A 16633-nucleotide genomic window follows, 5' to 3' on the forward strand; every position below is an offset into this window, starting at 1 on the left:
GTGGGAGAGTAGGACGCCGCCGAACAAATTTTGGAGAAAGCCCCTTCCCGGGAGACCGGGGAGGGGCTTTCCGCATTTCCGGACCCTTTCCGGACCAGATCCGCGTTCCGAGCCCCGCGCCCCCGTGCGCAGTGCCCCGTGGCTGGCACTCCCCCGTTTCCCTGGTCCGGGTGCTCGACTGTCGGACGGCCCAGCTGACAGAGCCCTCACCGACTGCGGGCAATGCCCCACGTGGGGCAGTTGACGCGACGTAGGGTCGGATCATGACTTCATCCGCCACGCCCTCGCCCGAGCCGTCACGTCGTAGCCACTCCCGCACGCTGTCGGAGGCCGTCGGCAGCATCCTCGCCGCCCCCGTGCTCTCGGCGGCGGAAGCCGGGGCAGCCACCGACGTCATCGCCGCGGCGGCGGTCGCGGACGAGCGGCAGGCGGTGTCCGAGCAGGGCAGGCTGAGGCTGAAGTCGGCCGAAGCCCGACCGGGAGTGCTGCACCTGCTCCAGCGGAGCGCCGCCCAGCCCTCCGAAGCCCAGCCCTCCGAAGGTCAGTCGACCGAAACCCAGCCGTCCGACGCCGGCCTCGCCCGGCAGGGCACGGCGGTCGGCTACGCGCAGCTGGAGCTGCCGAGCGACGGCGGAGCGGGGACGGCGGAGCTGACCGTTGAACCCGGTTCCCGTGGGCTGGGCCTGGGCCGGCAGCTGGTGGAAGCGGTGCTGGCCGAGGCATCGGCGGCGGCACCGGAGGCACCCGTGGAGTTCTGGGCCCACGGCGGTCATCCGGCGGCCCGCCACCTCGCCGCCGCCTACGGCGCCGAGCTCGTGCGCGAGCTGCGGCAGATGCGGCGTACCGCCGACCTGCCGGAGGCCGCGACGCTGCCCGACGGGGTCGAGGTGCGCACCTTCCGCCCGGGGCAGGACGACGCGGCCTGGCTGCGGCTGAACGCGCTGGCGTTCGCGCACCACCCGGAGCAGGGCTCCTGGACTCAGCAGGACCTGGCGGACCGGCTGGGCGAGCCGTGGTTCGACCCGAGCGGGTTCTTCCTGGCCTTCCGGGGCGAGCAGCTGGTCGGCTTCCACTGGACGAAGGTGCACCCGGAGGGGCTCGGCGAGGTCTACGTGGTCGGGGTCGACCCGGCCGAGCAGGGCAACGGGCTGGGCCGGGCGCTGACCGCGATCGGGCTTCGCCACCTTGCGCAGGACCGTGAGCAGCAGACCGTGATGCTTTATGTGGACGCTGACAACTCGGCCGCCGTCCGGGTATATGAACGATTGGGGTTCACCATCCACGAGGTGGACCTGATGTACCGCGTCCAGGCCCGCCGGGAGTCGTGACCGAGTCCGGGAGGGGGCCCTGGGGCCGGCAGGACCGTGAGGGACGCCCGGGTCTCCCGGGCGGGCCTCGGGCCTGTCGGCGCAGCCGCATCCACAGGGGTGACTGCGTCAGCTTTCCTCCCGGCCATGCGGTGTTTACCGTGGATTAAATTGCCGCCGCGAAGATCACAGGATGACGTCCGTAGTGCCTCGCCCCCGCGTGGCCGGCCAGCATCCGTGGGTCGGCCGTCTCCCGGCCGCGCCCGGCGGATGGGAGCTGGGGTCGCAGGACGAGGACGGCATGCACGTGACGACGGGCTCCGGCCGTCCAAGCGCCGGGTTCCGCCCGGACACCGTCCTGCTGGAGGAGCTGGAATCCATGAGCGTCCCCCGCCCCGCACCTGCCTCACCGTCCGCCTCCTCGCCCAAGGGCGCCGCCGTGGCACCGGCGACCTCCGCCAGAGCGGCTGCGAAGGGCCCCAAGGCCCCGAAAGCCCCGAAGGCCCCCGCACCCGTGACAGCCGCGCCCCCGGCGTCGGCCCCCTCGGCGTCGGCCCCCACGACCGAGGCCGCGTCGTCCGCGCCCGTCGCCCTGCTGGCCGCCGCCGGGCCTGCCGCGTCCACCGCGCCTGCCGCTGCCACGCCTGCCGCGTCCGCTCCGTCGTCCGCGCCGGTGTCACCGGCCAAGCCGCTGACCGGCACCGACGTCCCGACCCTGCCGGTGCCGGGAGTCTCCTCGGTGCTCGGGCTGGCGCTGGACGACCCCGACGAGTACGCCTCGTCCACCGTGTCGGACCTCGGGGAGCTCCCGGAGGGAAGGTTCCTGGACCGGGAGCGCAGTTGGCTGGCGTTCAACGAGCGGGTGCTGGAGCTGGCCGAGGACCCGCAGATACCGCTGCTGGAGCGGGCCAAGTTCCTGGCCATCTTCGCCAGCAACCTGGACGAGTTCTTCATGGTCAGGGTCGCCGGGCTCAAGCGGCGGATCGCCACGGGAGTGGCGCAGCGTTCCGCCTCCGGCCTCCAGCCGCGCGAGGTGCTGGACCAGATCTGGACCAGGTCGCGTGAGCTGATGGCGCGTCACGCGGCGACCTTCCAGCAGGAGGTGCTGCCGGACCTGGCGGTGGAGGGCATCGAGCTGGTCCGCTGGCCGGAGCTGACGGAGAAGGAGCAGGCAAGGCTGCACACGCTCTTCCGGCAGAAGATCTTTCCGGTTCTGACGCCGCTGGCCGTGGACCCGGCGCATCCGTTCCCCTACATATCGGGCCTGAGCCTCAACCTGGCCGTGGTGGTCCGCAATCCGGTGTCGGGGCACAAGCACTTCGCGCGGGTCAAGGTGCCGCAGTCGCTCTCCCGCTTCCTGGAGGCGTCGCCGCAGCGGTACGTGCCGCTGGAGGACGTGATGGGGGCGCACCTGGAGGAGCTGTTCCCGGGGATGGAGGTGCTGGCGCACCACGCCTTCCGGGTCACTCGCAACGAGGACCTGGAGGTGGAGGAGGACGACACCGAGAACATCCTCAAGGCGCTGGAGAAGGAGCTGATGCGGCGACGGTTCGGTCCGCCGGTGCGGCTCGAGGTCGAGGAGTCGATCGACCCGTACATCCTGGACCTGCTGGTCCGCGAGCTGAACATCACCGAGGCGGAGGTGTTCCCGCTGCCCGGACCGCTCGACCTGACCGGTCTGTTCGGGATCGCCGATCTGGACCGGCCCGAGCTGAAGTACCCGAAGTTCGTGGCGGGCACGGCGCGCGGGCTGACGGACGTGGAGTCCGCCTCGCAGCCCGACATCTTCGCCGCCATGCGCGAGCGCGACGTCCTGCTGCACCACCCGTACGACAGCTTCTCCACCTCGGTGCAGGCGTTCCTGGAGCAGGCGGCGGCCGACCCGGACGTGCTGGCGATCAAGCAGACGCTGTACCGGACCTCGGGCGACTCGCCGATCGTGGATGCGCTGATCGACGCGGCGGAGTCGGGCAAGCAGGTACTGGTCCTGGTCGAGATCAAGGCGCGGTTCGACGAGCAGGCGAACATCAAGTGGGCCCGGAAGCTGGAGGAGGCCGGCTGCCACGTGGTGTACGGCCTGGTCGGGCTGAAGACGCACTGCAAGCTGTCGCTGGTGGTCCGCCAGGAGGGCGACATCCTGCGCCGCTACGCGCACGTGGGGACGGGCAACTACCACCCGAAGACCGCCCGGCTGTACGAGGACATCGGGCTGTTGACGGCGGATCCGCAGGTGGGCGCGGACCTCTCGGACCTGTTCAACCGCCTCTCGGGCTACTCGCGGCGCGAGTCGTACCGACGGCTGCTGACCGCGCCGCGCGGCCTGCGGGACGGGTTGCTGTCCCGGATCCACGGGGAGATCGCGCACCACCGGGCCGGGCGGCCGGCGTACGTGAAGATCAAGGTCAACTCGATCGTGGACGAGGCGGTGATCGACGCGCTCTACCGGGCGTCCCAGGCGGGGGTGCCGGTGGACGTGTGGGTGCGCGGGATCTGCGCCATCCGGCCGGGAGTGGCCGGGTTGAGCGAGAACATCCGGGTGCGCAGCATCCTCGGGCGCTTCCTCGAACACTCGCGGATCTTCGTCTTCGGCAACGGGGGCGAACCCGAGGTGTGGATCGGCAGCGCGGACATGATGCACCGCAACCTGGACCGCCGGATCGAGGCGCTGGTCCGGGTGACCGATCCGGCGCACCGGGTGGAACTGTCCGGCCTGATCGACCTGGGGATGTCGGACGAGACCACGTCCTGGCACCTCGGGCCGGACGGCGGCTGGACCAGGAAGTCCCAGGACGGTGAGGGGCGGCGGTTGCGGCACGTCCAGGATCTGCTCGTCGACTCGCGCCAGCGCCGCCGGAAGTCGCCGGCCACCCGCTGACGGCCACCGCGGCACCCGCAGTACCAGCCACCGCAGCACGACCCCACTACGGACAGCACCACCTACCTGCTCAGCACGCGTCGCCGGTCGGCACCGCAGCCGGTCGGCGGCATTCGGCGGGCGGCCGTGGCAGTGACCACAGCAGTCGGCCACCAGCCCCGGGGAACGGCCCCCGGGGGGACGGGGAACCCAGCCATGACCGATGTGCCGATGACGGCCCGGACCGGGCCGAAGGCCGCGAACGCCTCCACCGGGGAGATCCTCTCCGGCTATCTGAGCGCCCAGGCGGGCGCGTTCCTGCGCGCGCTGCCGCAGGCGGTGGGCGAGGCCGGGTCGAGACCTGGCGCGCTTCCGGCGGGTGGGGCGAGTGCGGCTGCGGCGGCGGGTACCGAGGCGCTGCTGCGGGCGGTCCGGCGGGTGGGTGGTGCGCTGCACACCTTCGCGGCGGCCTTCGACCGGGACTGGGCGGCGGAGAGCAGGACCGAACTGCGCTGGCTGCTCAACCTGCTGGCCCAGGAGCCCGCCCTCCTGCGGCGTTCGGCCCGGCTGCTGGCCGCGCTGGACTCGCTGAGCGAGACCGATCCGGGTGGGCCGGGCATGCTGGCGGGGCACATGGGCGCGCCCAAGGCGCGTGCGCTGCTGGAGCGCCAGCTCACCCTGGCCAGGACCAGGGCGCACACCACGCTGCTGCAGGAGCTGCGGTCGGCCCGGCTGCACGCACTGGCGGACCGGATGACCCTGCTGGCCAGTGACGTCCCGCTGCTCGACGGCGTGGCCGGCTGGCCGGGCGGTGCGCTGCCGGCGCTCGCGGCGGAGGCCTTCGAGGCGCTCGCGGCGGAGGCCCGGCGGCTGCCGCTGAGCCGGGCGGCGACTCCGTACGGCGGGGAGGGCCTGCACCGGCTCGGCGCCGTGCCGCCGACGCGGGAGCCGGAGCGGGAGCCGGAGCCGTCCCGGGACCGGGGGAGCGAGGTGGACGCCGACTCCGCCGTGGCGGCGGACGACGCGCCCTGGCACCGGGTGCGGATCCTGGTCAAGCGCGCCAGGTACGCACGGGAGGTCTGCGGCGCCCCGGACCCGGATCTCGACCTGCTGGACCGTACGCTGCACCGCCATCAGGAGGCCGCGGACGCGGCCGTCACGGTGGCCACGGCAGCGCGCACGCCCCGGATCACCCCGGCGACCGCCTACGTCCTCGGCGTGGTGCATGCTGATCAGCGACTGGAGGTGGAGGCGGCCCGGTACGCCTTCGGCCACCAGTGGCCGAATCTCGCCACCGGCCTGGCGGCTGGGTGGGGGTCCCTCCAGTCGGAGACCGGGGGCGCTACTCCAGCACAACGGATGGCATGAATGGGCAACCGCCTGAGCGCACCGCGCAGCGTCGCATCGAGTGAGGACCGCAGTGGGCGTCGGCGCTCCGGGCGCGGGCCGACGATTCTGGCGGCGGGCGCGGTGCTCTGGGTGCCGGGGCCGGAGAAGAAGAGCGGGAAGGGGCGGAAGAAGCCCAGGATCGCGCTGATCCACCGACCGAAGTACGGGGACTGGAGCCTGCCGAAGGGGAAGCTGGACCCGGGGGAGGGCTGGCAGGAGGCGGCGCTGCGCGAGGTGCGGGAGGAGACCGGGCTGAGCTGTGTGCTGGGTGCGGAGCTGCCCGCGCAGCACTACCTGGCGCAGGGGCGTCCGAAGGAGGTCCGGTACTGGGCGGCGGTGCCGACGGGCGGCCGGTTCGCCCCCAACCGGGAGGTGGACCGGCTGGAGTGGCTGCCGCCGGGGAAGGCACGGGACCGGTTGACGCACCAGCGGGACCGGCTGCTGGTGGACGCCCTGCTGGCCCTGCTGGCCGATCGTGGGCGTGATCCTTCCGAGTGATCTCGTCCGCCGAGTGATCTCGCCGCGCTCTGCCCGTGACGCAACCGTTACTACCGGACGCGGTTTCCTGTCATCCGTCCGAGGTTCACTCTCCGTTCATTTGCGACCGCCTGACGCGTCACCTGGTCGGCCTAACTTCTGGATTACCGGAGGGCCGATCGGGCCCCGGACCTCAGCAAAACCTGTGCCGACGAGCGATGCTCGGCCTGACGGGCGCGGGTAGTGCCACAGAAAGGGACACCCTGTGAAGCTCCAGCGGAACGGCCGCACCAAGGCCCTTGCGATCGGTGCCATGGCGCTCGTTGGCTCGCTGTCGCTCGCGGCCTGCGGCTCCGACAACAACACCACCACCAGCAGCGACCCCAAGGCGTCCGGCAGCGCCGCTGCCCCGGCCGCGCAGATCGCCTGCGCCGGCAAGGGCCAGCTGCTCGCCGCCGGCTCCACCGCGCAGGGCAACGCGATCGACGTCTGGAAGGCCGCCTACGGCTCCGCCTGCTCCGGCACGACGATCACCTACGGTGGCGGCGGCTCGGGCGCCGGTGTCCAGCAGTTCAACCAGGGCAAGGTCAGCTTCGCCGGTTCTGACTCGCCGCTGAAGCCCGCCGAGGTGGACGCCTCCAAGGCCGCCTGCAAGACCGGCCAGGGCATCGACCTCCCGATGGTCGGCGGCCTGATCTCGATCGTCTACAACGTGGACGGCGTGGACAACCTGGTCCTGGACGGCCCGACCCTCGCGAAGATCTTCGACTCGCAGATCACCAAGTGGAACGCGCCGGAGATCGCCAAGCTCAACCCGGGTGTCAACCTGCCCGACGCCGACATCCAGGCCTTCCACCGCTCGGACGACTCCGGCACCACGGACAACCTGACCAAGTACCTGTCGAAGGCCGGCGGCGGCGCCTGGAGCTACCCGTCCGGCAAGACCTGGGCGGGCAAGGGCGGCCAGTCGGCGAACGGCAGCGCCGGCCTCGCCGCGCAGGTCAAGCAGGTCAAGAACTCGATCAGCTACGTCGAGCTGTCCTTCGCCCAGACCAACAGCCTGAAGAGCGCCTCGATCAACACCGGCGCCTCCAAGCCGGTCGCGGCGACCGCCGAGAACGCCGCCAACACCTTCGCCAAGGCGAAGGTCGCGGGCACCGGCAGCGACCTGGCGCTCGAGCTCGACTACGCGACCAAGGACGAGGGCTCCTACCCGCTGGTCCTGGTCACCTACGAGATCGTCTGCGACAAGGGCAACAAGGCCGACACCCTGGACGCCGTGAAGTCCTTCCTGACCTACACCATCAGCGACGCCGGCCAGCAGGCCATCGGCAGCAAGGGCTACGTCCCGCTGCCGAAGGAGCTGGCCTCCAAGGTGCAGCAGGTCATCCCGACCCTCGCCTGAGCCATCCGGCACAACCGGCCGGGCAGCCCCCGAAGGGGGGCGGGGCTGCCCGGCCGGGCACACGACCATCAATAGTCCGGGGCACCGCCGCCATGGTGCCGCCCTCCTGCGGGGCAGCGCCGCCAGACCGGAGTAGACGATCATGACTTCATCCCCCCCTGCCGCCTCAGCGGGCAGGGACCGTCGGCCCCGACGCGACAGCCGCGTCGGCGACAGAATCTTCTTCAACCTCTCCCGGGGCTCGGGCATCCTGCTGCTGGTCATCATGGCCGCCATCGCGGGCTTCCTCGCCTACCGCTCCGGCCTGGCCCTCTCGAAGGACGAGGGCAACTTCCTCACCACCTTCGAGTGGACCCCGGACGCCCCCAAGCCGGTCTTCGGCATCGCGGTGCTGGCGTTCGGCACCATCGTCAGCGCGCTGGTCGCGATGGTGATCGCCGTGCCGGTCGCGATCGGCGTCGCGCTCTTCATCTCGCACTACGCACCGCGCCGGATCGCACAGCCGTTCGCCTACCTGGTGGACCTGCTGGCAGCCGTCCCCAGCATCGTCTACGGCCTGTGGGGCGCGCTCTTCCTGGTGCCGCACATCAACGGCCTGACGGCGTGGATGGACCAGTACCTCGGCTGGACGTACGTCTTCAAGACGACCATGCCCGGCGCCACCCCGCGCAACCTGTTCACCGTCGGCATCCTGCTGGCGATCATGGTGCTGCCGATCATCACCGCGGTGACCCGCGAGGTCTTCCGCCAGGTCCCGCGGACGCACGAGGAGGCGGCGCTCGCCCTCGGTGCGACCCGCTGGGAGATGATCCGCACCGCCGTACTGCCCTTCGGCCGCCCCGGCATCATCTCCGCCTCGATGCTCGGCCTCGGCCGCGCGCTCGGCGAGACCATCGCCGTCGCCACCGTGCTCTCCGCCAACAGCGTCCTGTCGCTGCACATCCTGGACCCGGGCGGCGGCACCTTCGCCCAGAACATCGCCCTGAAGTTCAACGAGGCCCTGCCCCCCGGCCGGGACGCGCTGATGGCCTCCGGCCTGGTCCTGTTCGTGATCACCCTCCTGGTGAACGGCGCCGCCCGCCTGATCATCGCGCGCCGCAAGGAGTACAGCGCATGAGCACCGTGACGACCACCTCCGCGGCGGCCGAGCCGCTGCTGCGCCGCGATCTGACCGCCGCCCGGCTCCCCAAGTGGGCCCCGCCCGGCGTCGCCGTCCTCTCGATCGCCCTCGGCTGCGGGATCGGGGCCGGGGCGGGGCTGAAGAGCCACCTGCAGTGGGGACTGCTCTCCGCCGTGCTGTTCCTGGTCCTCAGCTACGGCCTCGCGGCCAAGGTCGAGGGCCGCCGCCAGGCCAAGGACCGCTTCGCCACCTCGGTGGTCTGGGTCGCCTTCATCCTGGCCGTCGTCCCGCTCCTCTCCCTGACGGTCTACACGATCCAGCAGGGCATCGGCGTGGTGAACGGCAACTTCCTCAGCCACTCCATGAAGAACGTGATCTCCGCGGGCCCCGGCGGTGGCATCTACCACGCGCTGATCGGCACCCTGGAGCAGGTCGGCCTGGCCACCGCGATGGCCGCCCCGATCGGCCTGATGACCGCCGTCTACCTGGTCGAGTACGGCAAGGGCCGGCTGGCGAAGGTCGTCACCTTCTTCGTCGACGTGATGACGGGTGTCCCGTCGATCGTCGCCGGCCTGTTCGTCCTCTCGCTCTGGAACATCCTGCTCGGCTTCGCCTACTCCGGCTTCTCCGGCAGCCTCGCGCTGGCGATCCTGATGATGCCGGTCGTGGTCCGCTCCACCGAGGAGATGCTCAAGCTCGTCCCGAACGAGCTGCGCGAGGCCTCGTACGCCCTGGGCGTGCCCAAGTGGAAGACCATCCTGCGGATCGTCATCCCGACCGCGATCGGCGGTATCACCACCGGTGTGATGCTCGCCGTCGCCCGGATCACGGGTGAGACCGCGCCGGTGATGATGCTGGTGTTCGGCGCCGACTTCATCAACAACGACCCGTTCAACGGCCCGCAGCAGTCGCTGCCGCTCTACATCTGGCAGCAGTACGCCTTGGTCAACACCGACTCCGGTTACGCCCGTGCCTGGGGTGCCGCCCTGGTGCTGATCGCCTTCGTGATGGGGCTCAACCTCATCGCCCGGGGCATCGCCCGCTGGCGGTCGCCCAAGGCCGGTCACTGACACCGACTGACGTACGAGACGAATCCATCAGCGGCTCTGCCGCGGGCGAGAGAAGACGAAAGATCATGGCCAAGCGCATCGACGTCAGCGGACTGTCCGCCTACTACGGCACCACCCGGGCCATCGAGGACATCTCGATGACCATCGAGCCCCGCTCGGTGACGGCCTTCATCGGCCCCTCCGGCTGCGGCAAGTCCACCTTCCTGCGCACCCTCAACCGGATGCACGAGGTGATCCCGGGGGCCCGCGTCGAGGGCAAGGTGATGCTGGACGACGAGAACCTGTACGGCTCAGGCGTCGACCCGGTCGCCGTCCGCCGCTCGGTCGGCATGGTGTTCCAGCGGCCGAACCCCTTCCCGACCATGTCGATCTACGACAACGTGGTCGCCGGGCTGAAGCTCGCCGGGGTCAAGAAGAAGTCCGTGCTGGACGGCGTCGTCGAGAAGTCACTCCAGGGCGCCAACCTGTGGAACGAGGTCAAGGACCGGCTGAACAAGCCCGGGGCCGGCCTCTCCGGCGGCCAGCAGCAGCGTCTGTGCATCGCCCGCGCCATCGCGGTGGAGCCGCAGGTCCTGCTGATGGACGAGCCCTGCTCGGCGCTCGACCCGATCTCCACCCTCGCCGTCGAGGACCTGATCGGCGAGCTGAAGTCGCAGTACACGATCGTGATCGTCACCCACAACATGCAGCAGGCGGCCCGCGTCTCGGACCGCACCGCCTTCTTCAACCTGGCCGGCGTCGGTCAGCCGGGCAAGCTCATCGAGCTGGACGACACTCCCCGGATCTTCTCCAACCCGTCGGTGCAGGCTACCGAGGACTACATCTCGGGCCGCTTCGGCTAGAGCCGCGGTCAGCCGCGTGAGCTGCTCCGTGGCGCTGCATGGCGGTGCCGCCGCGGAGCATGAAAGGGCCCGCCCCCGAGATGTGGGGGCGGGCCCTGCCATGTCCGGCTGCTTCCGGCGGCGTCCGACACCGTCCGGTCACGGCCGGGGCCCGGTCACAGGAAGAGCAGGTGGACGAGCCAGTACATCAGCGCGGCGACCAGGCCGGCCGCCGGCATCGTGATGAACCAGCCCAGCACGATGTTCTTGGCGACGCCCCAGCGCACCGCGCGGATCCGCTTGGTGGCACCCGCGCCCATGATCGCGGCGGTGATCACGTGCGTGGTGGAGATCGGCGCCTTGAAGACGAACGACGTGATGTACATGACCGTCGAGGCGGTGGCCTCGGCGGCGAAACCCTGCGGCGGGTCCAGCTCGATGATCTTCCGGCCGAGCGTCCGCATGATCCGCCAGCCACCCGCGTAGGTGCCCAGCGAGAGCATGGTGGCACAGGAGATCTTCACCCAGATCGGGATGTCACCGGTGGTCTGGCGCCCCGAGATGGTGAGCGCCATGACCACGATGCCCATGGTCTTCTGGGCGTCCTGCAGACCGTGGGCCAGGGCCATGGCGGCGGCCGAGGCGGTCTGCGCGACCCGGAAGTTGCGCTTGGCCCGGTGCGGATTGGCCCGCTTGAAGATCCACAGGATCGCCAGCATCACCAGGAAGCCGCCGACCAGACCGACGACCGGCGAGACCACCATCGGCACGATGATCTTGTCGATCACGCCGGACCAGATGACCCCGGTGCCACCGGCCAGCGCCGCGCCGACCAACCCGCCGAAGAGCGCGTGCGAGGAGGAGGACGGCAGACCGAAGTACCAGGTGACCAGGTTCCAGGCGATCGCACCGACCAGGCCAGCGAACAGGATGGCCATCCCCTGGCTGCCCACCGGGGTCTCGATGATGCCGCTGGAGACGGTGTGCGCCACGCCGCTGCCCAGGAAGGCACCGGCCAGGTTCATCACGGCGGCCATCGCCAGTGCCGCCCGGGGGGTGAGCGCCCGGGTGGACACCGAGGTGGCGATGGCGTTCGCGGAGTCGTGGAAGCCGTTGGTGTACGTGAAGAAGAACGCCACGCCGATGACGGCGATGAGTGCTGCCATGTCCACGCTGGTCAGGACTCCTTGACCGCGATGGTCTCCACGGTGTTCGCCACGTGCTCGAACGCGTCGGCGGCCTCTTCGAGGACGTCCACGATCTGCTTCAGCTTGAGCACCTCGATGGCCTCGTACTGGCCGCTGAAGAGGTGGGCGAGCAGCTTGCGGTGGATCTGGTCCGCCTGGTTCTCCAGCCGGTTGACCTCGATCCAGTACTCGGTCAGGTTCGACATGCTGCGCAGGTTCGGCATCGCCTCGGCGGTCAGCTCGGCGGCCCGGGCCAGCACCTCGATCTGCTGCTCGATGCCCTTGGGCAGCGTCTGGATGTCGTAGAGGACGACCAGGTCGACGGCCTCCTCCATGAAGTCCATGATGTCGTCCAGCGACGAGGCGAGGGCGTAGATGTCCTCGCGGTCGAAGGGCGTGATGAAGGAGGAGTTCAGCTGGTGGAACACCGCATGGGTGGTGTCGTCGCCGGCGTGCTCGGCGGCGCGCATGCGCTCGACGATCTCCGCGCGGGCCGACACGTCTGAACCCAGCAGTTCCAGCAGGAGCTTCGATCCGACGACCAGGTTCTCCGCGGCGGCGGCGAACATGTCGTAGAAACTCGTCTCCTTCGGGGTCAGGCTAAAACGCACGGAAATCTCCGATGTGCGGGGTAGGGACTGAACGATGCTAGGCGCAAGCCGTCCGAACCGTGCAAACGGGGTGACGACACGCGAACCGGAAGTTCCGCTTCCGTATGACATCGGGACCAGTGGGCCGACCTGCACGGCGCCGTGCAGAAGCGGGTTCCCAGTCTGACGGAACCACGGCGGGACCGCTGCCGCCGGGCACTTCGCGACCGAAAGCCGACGCTCGTACGGGGGAACAGCCCAAGGGGCCGGGGCGTTGGAGACTGGTGGCTCACGGAAGAGACGTAAGGCGGGCCGATGACCACGACCACCAGCACCGGGGCGCACGGCTACAGCTCCCGGAAGTCCGAGCACCTGAAGCGGCTGCGCAGGATCGAGGGGCAGGTCCGCGGCCTCCAGCGGATGGTCGACGAGGACACCTACTGCATCGACGTCCTGACCCAGGTCTCGGCCAGCACCAAGGCACTGCAGTCCTTCGCGCTCGCGCTGCTGGAGGAGCACCTGCGGCACTGCGTCGCGGCCGCCGCCGAGAACGGCGGGGCCGAGCTGGACGCCAAGGTGGCGGAGGCCGGCGCCGCGATCTCCAGACTGCTGCGCTCCTGACGGCTACTGCCCCCCGGTGGCTCTCCCGGGCTCTGACCGCTGGTCAGGACGGCACCCGGCAGGGTCGGTCCTGCTGGACTCGCAGTCCAGCAGGACCTGGTCGATGTGTTCGGGGGCCAGCCGCTCCTCGGGGCTGGCGGTCGCCGCGATCATCAACTCGCCGGCCAGCTCGATCTCGTCAAGTGCGGTCTGGTCGTGGCCTTGCTTGCGGCCTTCCGAGGACGCCCCCATGCGTACCACCCCTCCGACCGTCCGGCAGGAGGCCGGTAGCCTCCGACACCAGCGTAGGGAGGGGACGGGCCATACCCCATGGCACGGACGGGCCATCTCTGGTGCCGCAGGAACTATTTCGGACCGAGCCACCGGGACGCTAGCTGGGCGAGGCGGAGGGCTTCATCGAGAAGATGTCGGACGCCCCCGGCTCGGTTGCGTCCACCGCGGCACCGAACTCGCCGAGCGAGACCGTCGAGACCACCTTCACCTGGTCCTTCGCCTCCTTGGAGCCGGCCACCCCGGCGAACGAGAAGGTCTCGACCACCTTGTGCAGCCGGCCCTGCCCGTCCAGCCAGACCTCGTAGGGGACCTCCTTCACCGTGAAGGTCTGCGCGGCCATCCGCAGTCCGTCGCCGCCCCGGCCGCCGGTGGCGTCGGCCGCCTTGGCCAGGTCGAGGGTGCCCTTGTAGTGCTTGAGCTCCAGGCCGCCGACCGTCTCGGTGCCGACCAGGTCGGCCTTCTGCACACCGCGCAGGGCACCGGCGGCGCTGGCCGGATCGGTGGCCCCGCTGCTGACCAGGTTCCCGTCCGGTAGTTGACGGACGTCCAGCCTGACCCACTTGCCCTCGGGGATCTTGGCGCCGCTGTTCTGCAGGTAGACGGTGCCCGGCAGGACCACCTCGACGATCTTGCCGGTGGTGGCGGCACCCGGCGGCACGCTGATCTCCAGCTTGCCGATCCGGTTCACGTAGTCGTACCCGCCGCTGCCGTTGAACACGGCCTTCTTCTCGGCGGACTCGGTGACCAGCTCGGTGGTGGCCTTGGCCGAGCCCGTCCGTCCGGTGATGTCGGGGGCACTGCGGACCGCGGTGAGAGGGTCACCGGAGAGCTGGTCGGCCGAGCTGGCCGGGGAGTGGCTGCCGCCGCCTCCGCAGGCGGTGAGGGCGGCCGCGAGCACGGCCACGACTGCGCCGGTACGAGCAGGTCCGGCGGTGCGTCGGTGGCTTCTGGTCAGCTTGTTCACTCTTGAGACAACCCCCTCGGGCCCTCGGCCCGGCAAGCCGCCCACCCGGTTGGGCAGAACTCTTGACGGTGCAACGAGTGGCCGCCCCGGGGGTTACGCGGGATGCGGCGCACGGAACTCGTCGCGCGCCGGGGGTGGAGCGCGTTACGGTGAAGCACGTGTACAGCGAGCTGCCGGGGCGTCCCGGCACGGCCCCCGCTTCCCTTGCCGCAGACCAGGCCTCCCCGCACCGGACGACGGTCGAGGAGCGCGGTTCCTTCTGCTTCGCCGCCTGCAGCTGCGGCTGGTTCGCTCCGGGCCGTCGCTCCCGCGACCGCGCCCGCCGCGACATCGAGGAGCACCTCGCGGCAACCGGCTGAGGAGCGTCGGCCCCCAAGGCGCGGTCCGCCCGGGGCGCCGGGGCGCGGGCGACCGCGGTGACCGGGCCGCCGCGAAGGCCGACGGCTGCCGTGCGGTGCTCCGCGCCCCTGGCGGTGCGTCCGTCGCGGAGGGTCAGGCGGCGAGGTCGGAGTCGCGGGCCTGGTCCTCCGGGCGGGAGCCCCGGCCGCGGCCGCGACGGCGGCCCTCGGTGGCCCGGCGCCGGCTGCTGCCGCCCTGCCCGCGCCCAGCGCCCCGGTCGGCACTCTGCGGGGCGACCAGCAGGGGGGCGATCCTGGTCCGGGTCAGTGAGTGGCAGAGCGGTACCAGCACGGCCATGGCGATCGGCGCCAGCAGCAGCACCACCGCGGTGGCCAGCGCGTAGCCGCCGATCACGTCGGTCGGATAGTGCACGCCCATGAACATCCGACAGAAACCCTGGAGCAGGGCGAGAACGCCTGCGATCATCCCGAGCCGCTTGTTGACCAGGAACAGGGCGACGGCGACGCCCATGGACATCGCCGAGTGGTCGCTGACGAAGGAGAGCGTGCCCTCCTTGCCCTGCACCAGGACGTCCAGGTCGGGGTGGTCCACGAAGGGCCGGGGCCGGTTGACGATCGCGGAGATCGGAATGTTGGCGACCTCGCAGATGGCCACCGAGAGCGGCACCCACAGCATCCCGGCGATGGCGACCGGGGCGTTCGGGTGGCGGCGGGCCTGCAGCCACCCGGTCGCGCACAGGGCGGCGAGCCCGATCAGGATGCCGTACTCGCCGATCCAGGAGACCAGGCTGTCGAGCCATACCGGCGCCGACTTGGCCAGGCCGTTGATCGCGCGCAGCAGACTGAGATCAGGGCCGGTCGTGTCGGCCAGCAGCGCTGACACGCCGCACCTCCCTGGTCGGTGGTTCCGTTTTGATCAAACGTGATCGACGGACAGAACGTCACTCGTGCGGCCCAGGGTTCCACGGAAACGCCCTGTTATGGAAACTTGACTGACCGTCCACGTCGCTCGCACACCGACGGACGGCCCGGCGTCAGCCCTTTGCCGCCCCTTGACCGGGGGTGTTGGGGGCGGTGATGGACCCGTCGGCGTTCCGCTGCGGCAGCGCCTGGGCGCCGTCCGCGGTGACCCGGGTGGCGCCGATGTAGCCCTGCTGGTCGATGGTGTCGTAACGGATCACCGCACCGGTGTGCGGGGCGTCGAGCATGTAGCCGCCGCCGACGTAGATGCCGACGTGGTGGATGGACCGCGGGTCGTTCAGGTCGTTGGCGAAGAACACCAGGTCACCCGGGCGCAGTTGGTCGCGCGAGGGGTGCTCGCCGGCGTACCACTGGTCGTTCGCGACCCGGGGCAGGGTGATGCCGACGCTGGCGTACGCGGCCTGGGTGAGGCCCGAGCAGTCGAAGCGGCCGTCCTGCGAGGGCAGGCCCTCGCCGCCCCAGAGGTAGGGCGTGCCCAGCTTGGTCTGGGCGTAGTAGATCGCCCCGGCGGACTGCGAGGAGAGGGTGATCGGGACGCTCGCGGTGGGTGCGGTGAAGCTGCGGGCCAGCGACTTGATGCTGCGCACGTACCCCTGGGTCTCGGAGTAGGGCGGGACGCCGTCGGACTTGATGACCGCGTACGGGCCGGCGTTGTAGGCGGCCAGCAGGTTGGACTGCTTGTCACCCGGCACCTGGGAGACGTCCTTGGCGAGGGCGCAGTCGTACGAGGCGGCGGAGGCGATCGCGTCGGCCGGGTTCCAGATGTCGGCCTTGCCGTCCCCGTCGCCGTCCGTTCCGTAGCTGGCCCAGGTGCCCTCCAGGAACTGCGCCATGCCGTACGCCTTGGCGGGACTGCGGGCTGACGGATCGAAACCGCTCTCCTGATAGAGCTGGGCCGCCAGCATCGGAGGGGAGATCTCGGGGCAGAGAGTGCCCCATTTCTGGATCAGCGGTTGGTAAGCGGCCGGGACGGTGCCGCTGGAGAGCGGGAGATTGTTCGTCGAGCCTTGCGTGGTGCCGCTGGCGGCGAAGGTGCCGAGAGTGACCAGTGCGGCGAAACCGAGTGCCACGGCGCCCGCACCTGCGGCTACGGCGCCCGCCTTCCCGAGTACCATCAGCACCATCCCGACGAGTCGTCAGTTGTCAGTGTTCTGGAAGGCGTTGCTCAGAGCAATCATCGCAGATACTAAGAGTGAGCGGTATCCTTCGCACGGT

16 protein-coding genes are annotated in these 16633 nt (G+C 70.6%); 10 read left to right on the forward strand and 6 right to left on the reverse strand.

What is annotated here, in order from left to right; genetic code table 11:
• The first annotated feature begins 263 nt into the window (after positions 1 to 263).
• The 8 genes from mshD to pstB all read left to right on the forward strand — a co-directional run bounded on the left by mshD (position 264) and on the right by pstB (position 10464).
• Positions 264 to 1328, forward strand: coding sequence for a mycothiol synthase (gene mshD, locus ACFC1R_RS13945; RefSeq protein ID WP_375937822.1), 1065 nt, complete (start codon positions 264 to 266; stop codon positions 1326 to 1328).
• 172 nt (positions 1329 to 1500) lie between these two features.
• Positions 1501 to 4182 (forward strand): RNA degradosome polyphosphate kinase, encoded by a 2682-nt coding sequence (locus tag ACFC1R_RS13950; protein WP_375937825.1) that lies wholly within the window; start codon positions 1501 to 1503, stop codon positions 4180 to 4182.
• A gap of 195 nt (positions 4183 to 4377) precedes the next feature.
• The gene (locus ACFC1R_RS13955; protein WP_375937828.1) at positions 4378 to 5529 is read left to right on the forward strand and encodes a CHAD domain-containing protein; all 1152 of its coding nucleotides are present in this window, start codon (positions 4378 to 4380) and stop codon (positions 5527 to 5529) included.
• Positions 5530 to 6048, forward strand: coding sequence for an NUDIX hydrolase (locus ACFC1R_RS13960; protein WP_375937830.1), 519 nt, complete (start codon positions 5530 to 5532; stop codon positions 6046 to 6048). It begins immediately after the preceding gene.
• 244 nt (positions 6049 to 6292) lie between these two features.
• Positions 6293 to 7432, forward strand: coding sequence for a phosphate ABC transporter substrate-binding protein PstS (gene pstS, locus ACFC1R_RS13965; protein WP_375937833.1), 1140 nt, complete (start codon positions 6293 to 6295; stop codon positions 7430 to 7432).
• 142 nt (positions 7433 to 7574) lie between these two features.
• The gene (gene pstC, locus ACFC1R_RS13970) at positions 7575 to 8549 is read left to right on the forward strand and encodes a phosphate ABC transporter permease subunit PstC (RefSeq protein ID WP_375937836.1); all 975 of its coding nucleotides are present in this window, start codon (positions 7575 to 7577) and stop codon (positions 8547 to 8549) included.
• A complete protein-coding gene (gene pstA, locus ACFC1R_RS13975) occupies positions 8546 to 9622 on the forward strand; it encodes a phosphate ABC transporter permease PstA (protein WP_375937839.1) in 1077 nt (358 codons plus the stop codon). Before pstC ends, pstA begins: the two co-directional genes overlap by 4 nt.
• A 65-nt stretch (positions 9623 to 9687) precedes the next feature.
• Positions 9688 to 10464 (forward strand): phosphate ABC transporter ATP-binding protein PstB, encoded by a 777-nt coding sequence (gene pstB, locus ACFC1R_RS13980; protein ID WP_375937842.1) that lies wholly within the window; start codon positions 9688 to 9690, stop codon positions 10462 to 10464.
• A 155-nt stretch (positions 10465 to 10619) separates the two neighbouring features.
• On the opposite strand, the gene ACFC1R_RS13985 is transcribed toward pstB, so the two are convergent.
• Positions 10620 to 11615, reverse strand: a complete 996-nt coding sequence (locus tag ACFC1R_RS13985; protein WP_375937845.1) for an anion permease — start codon at positions 11613 to 11615, stop codon at positions 10620 to 10622.
• Positions 11616 to 11620: 5 nt separating this feature from the next.
• Positions 11621 to 12241 (reverse strand): DUF47 domain-containing protein, encoded by a 621-nt coding sequence (locus tag ACFC1R_RS13990; protein WP_045304462.1) that lies wholly within the window; start codon positions 12239 to 12241, stop codon positions 11621 to 11623.
• A 294-nt stretch (positions 12242 to 12535) separates the two neighbouring features.
• On the opposite strand from ACFC1R_RS13990, the gene ACFC1R_RS13995 reads away from it, so the two are divergent.
• Entirely contained in the window at positions 12536 to 12841 is a 306-nt protein-coding gene (locus ACFC1R_RS13995; RefSeq protein ID WP_375937848.1) for a metal-sensitive transcriptional regulator, read from the forward strand.
• A 3-nt stretch (positions 12842 to 12844) separates the two neighbouring features.
• Here the strand turns inward: ACFC1R_RS13995 and ACFC1R_RS14000 are convergent, their stop codons facing one another.
• Together ACFC1R_RS14000 and ACFC1R_RS14005 are read right to left on the reverse strand one after the other, a co-directional pair.
• Positions 12845 to 13072, reverse strand: coding sequence for a hypothetical protein (locus ACFC1R_RS14000; protein WP_375937851.1), 228 nt, complete (start codon positions 13070 to 13072; stop codon positions 12845 to 12847).
• A gap of 139 nt (positions 13073 to 13211) precedes the next feature.
• The gene (locus ACFC1R_RS14005; RefSeq protein ID WP_375937854.1) at positions 13212 to 14018 is read right to left on the reverse strand and encodes a hypothetical protein; all 807 of its coding nucleotides are present in this window, start codon (positions 14016 to 14018) and stop codon (positions 13212 to 13214) included.
• A 230-nt stretch (positions 14019 to 14248) separates the two neighbouring features.
• On the opposite strand from ACFC1R_RS14005, the gene ACFC1R_RS14010 reads away from it, so the two are divergent.
• A complete protein-coding gene (locus ACFC1R_RS14010) occupies positions 14249 to 14437 on the forward strand; it encodes a hypothetical protein (RefSeq protein WP_375938100.1) in 189 nt (62 codons plus the stop codon).
• A gap of 133 nt (positions 14438 to 14570) precedes the next feature.
• On the opposite strand, the gene ACFC1R_RS14015 is transcribed toward ACFC1R_RS14010, so the two are convergent.
• Both ACFC1R_RS14015 and ACFC1R_RS14020 read right to left on the reverse strand, forming a co-directional pair.
• Positions 14571 to 15320: a phosphatase PAP2 family protein gene (locus tag ACFC1R_RS14015; RefSeq protein ID WP_375937857.1), complete on the reverse strand. Its 750-nt coding sequence runs from the start codon at positions 15318 to 15320 to the stop codon at positions 14571 to 14573.
• Positions 15321 to 15471: 151 nt separating this feature from the next.
• Positions 15472 to 16533 (reverse strand): NlpC/P60 family protein, encoded by a 1062-nt coding sequence (locus ACFC1R_RS14020; protein ID WP_375938103.1) that lies wholly within the window; start codon positions 16531 to 16533, stop codon positions 15472 to 15474.
• Positions 16534 to 16633: the final 100 nt, after the last annotated feature.

The organism is Kitasatospora sp. NPDC056138 (assembly GCF_042264695.1).
GTDB lineage: Bacteria > Actinomycetota > Actinomycetes > Streptomycetales > Streptomycetaceae > Kitasatospora.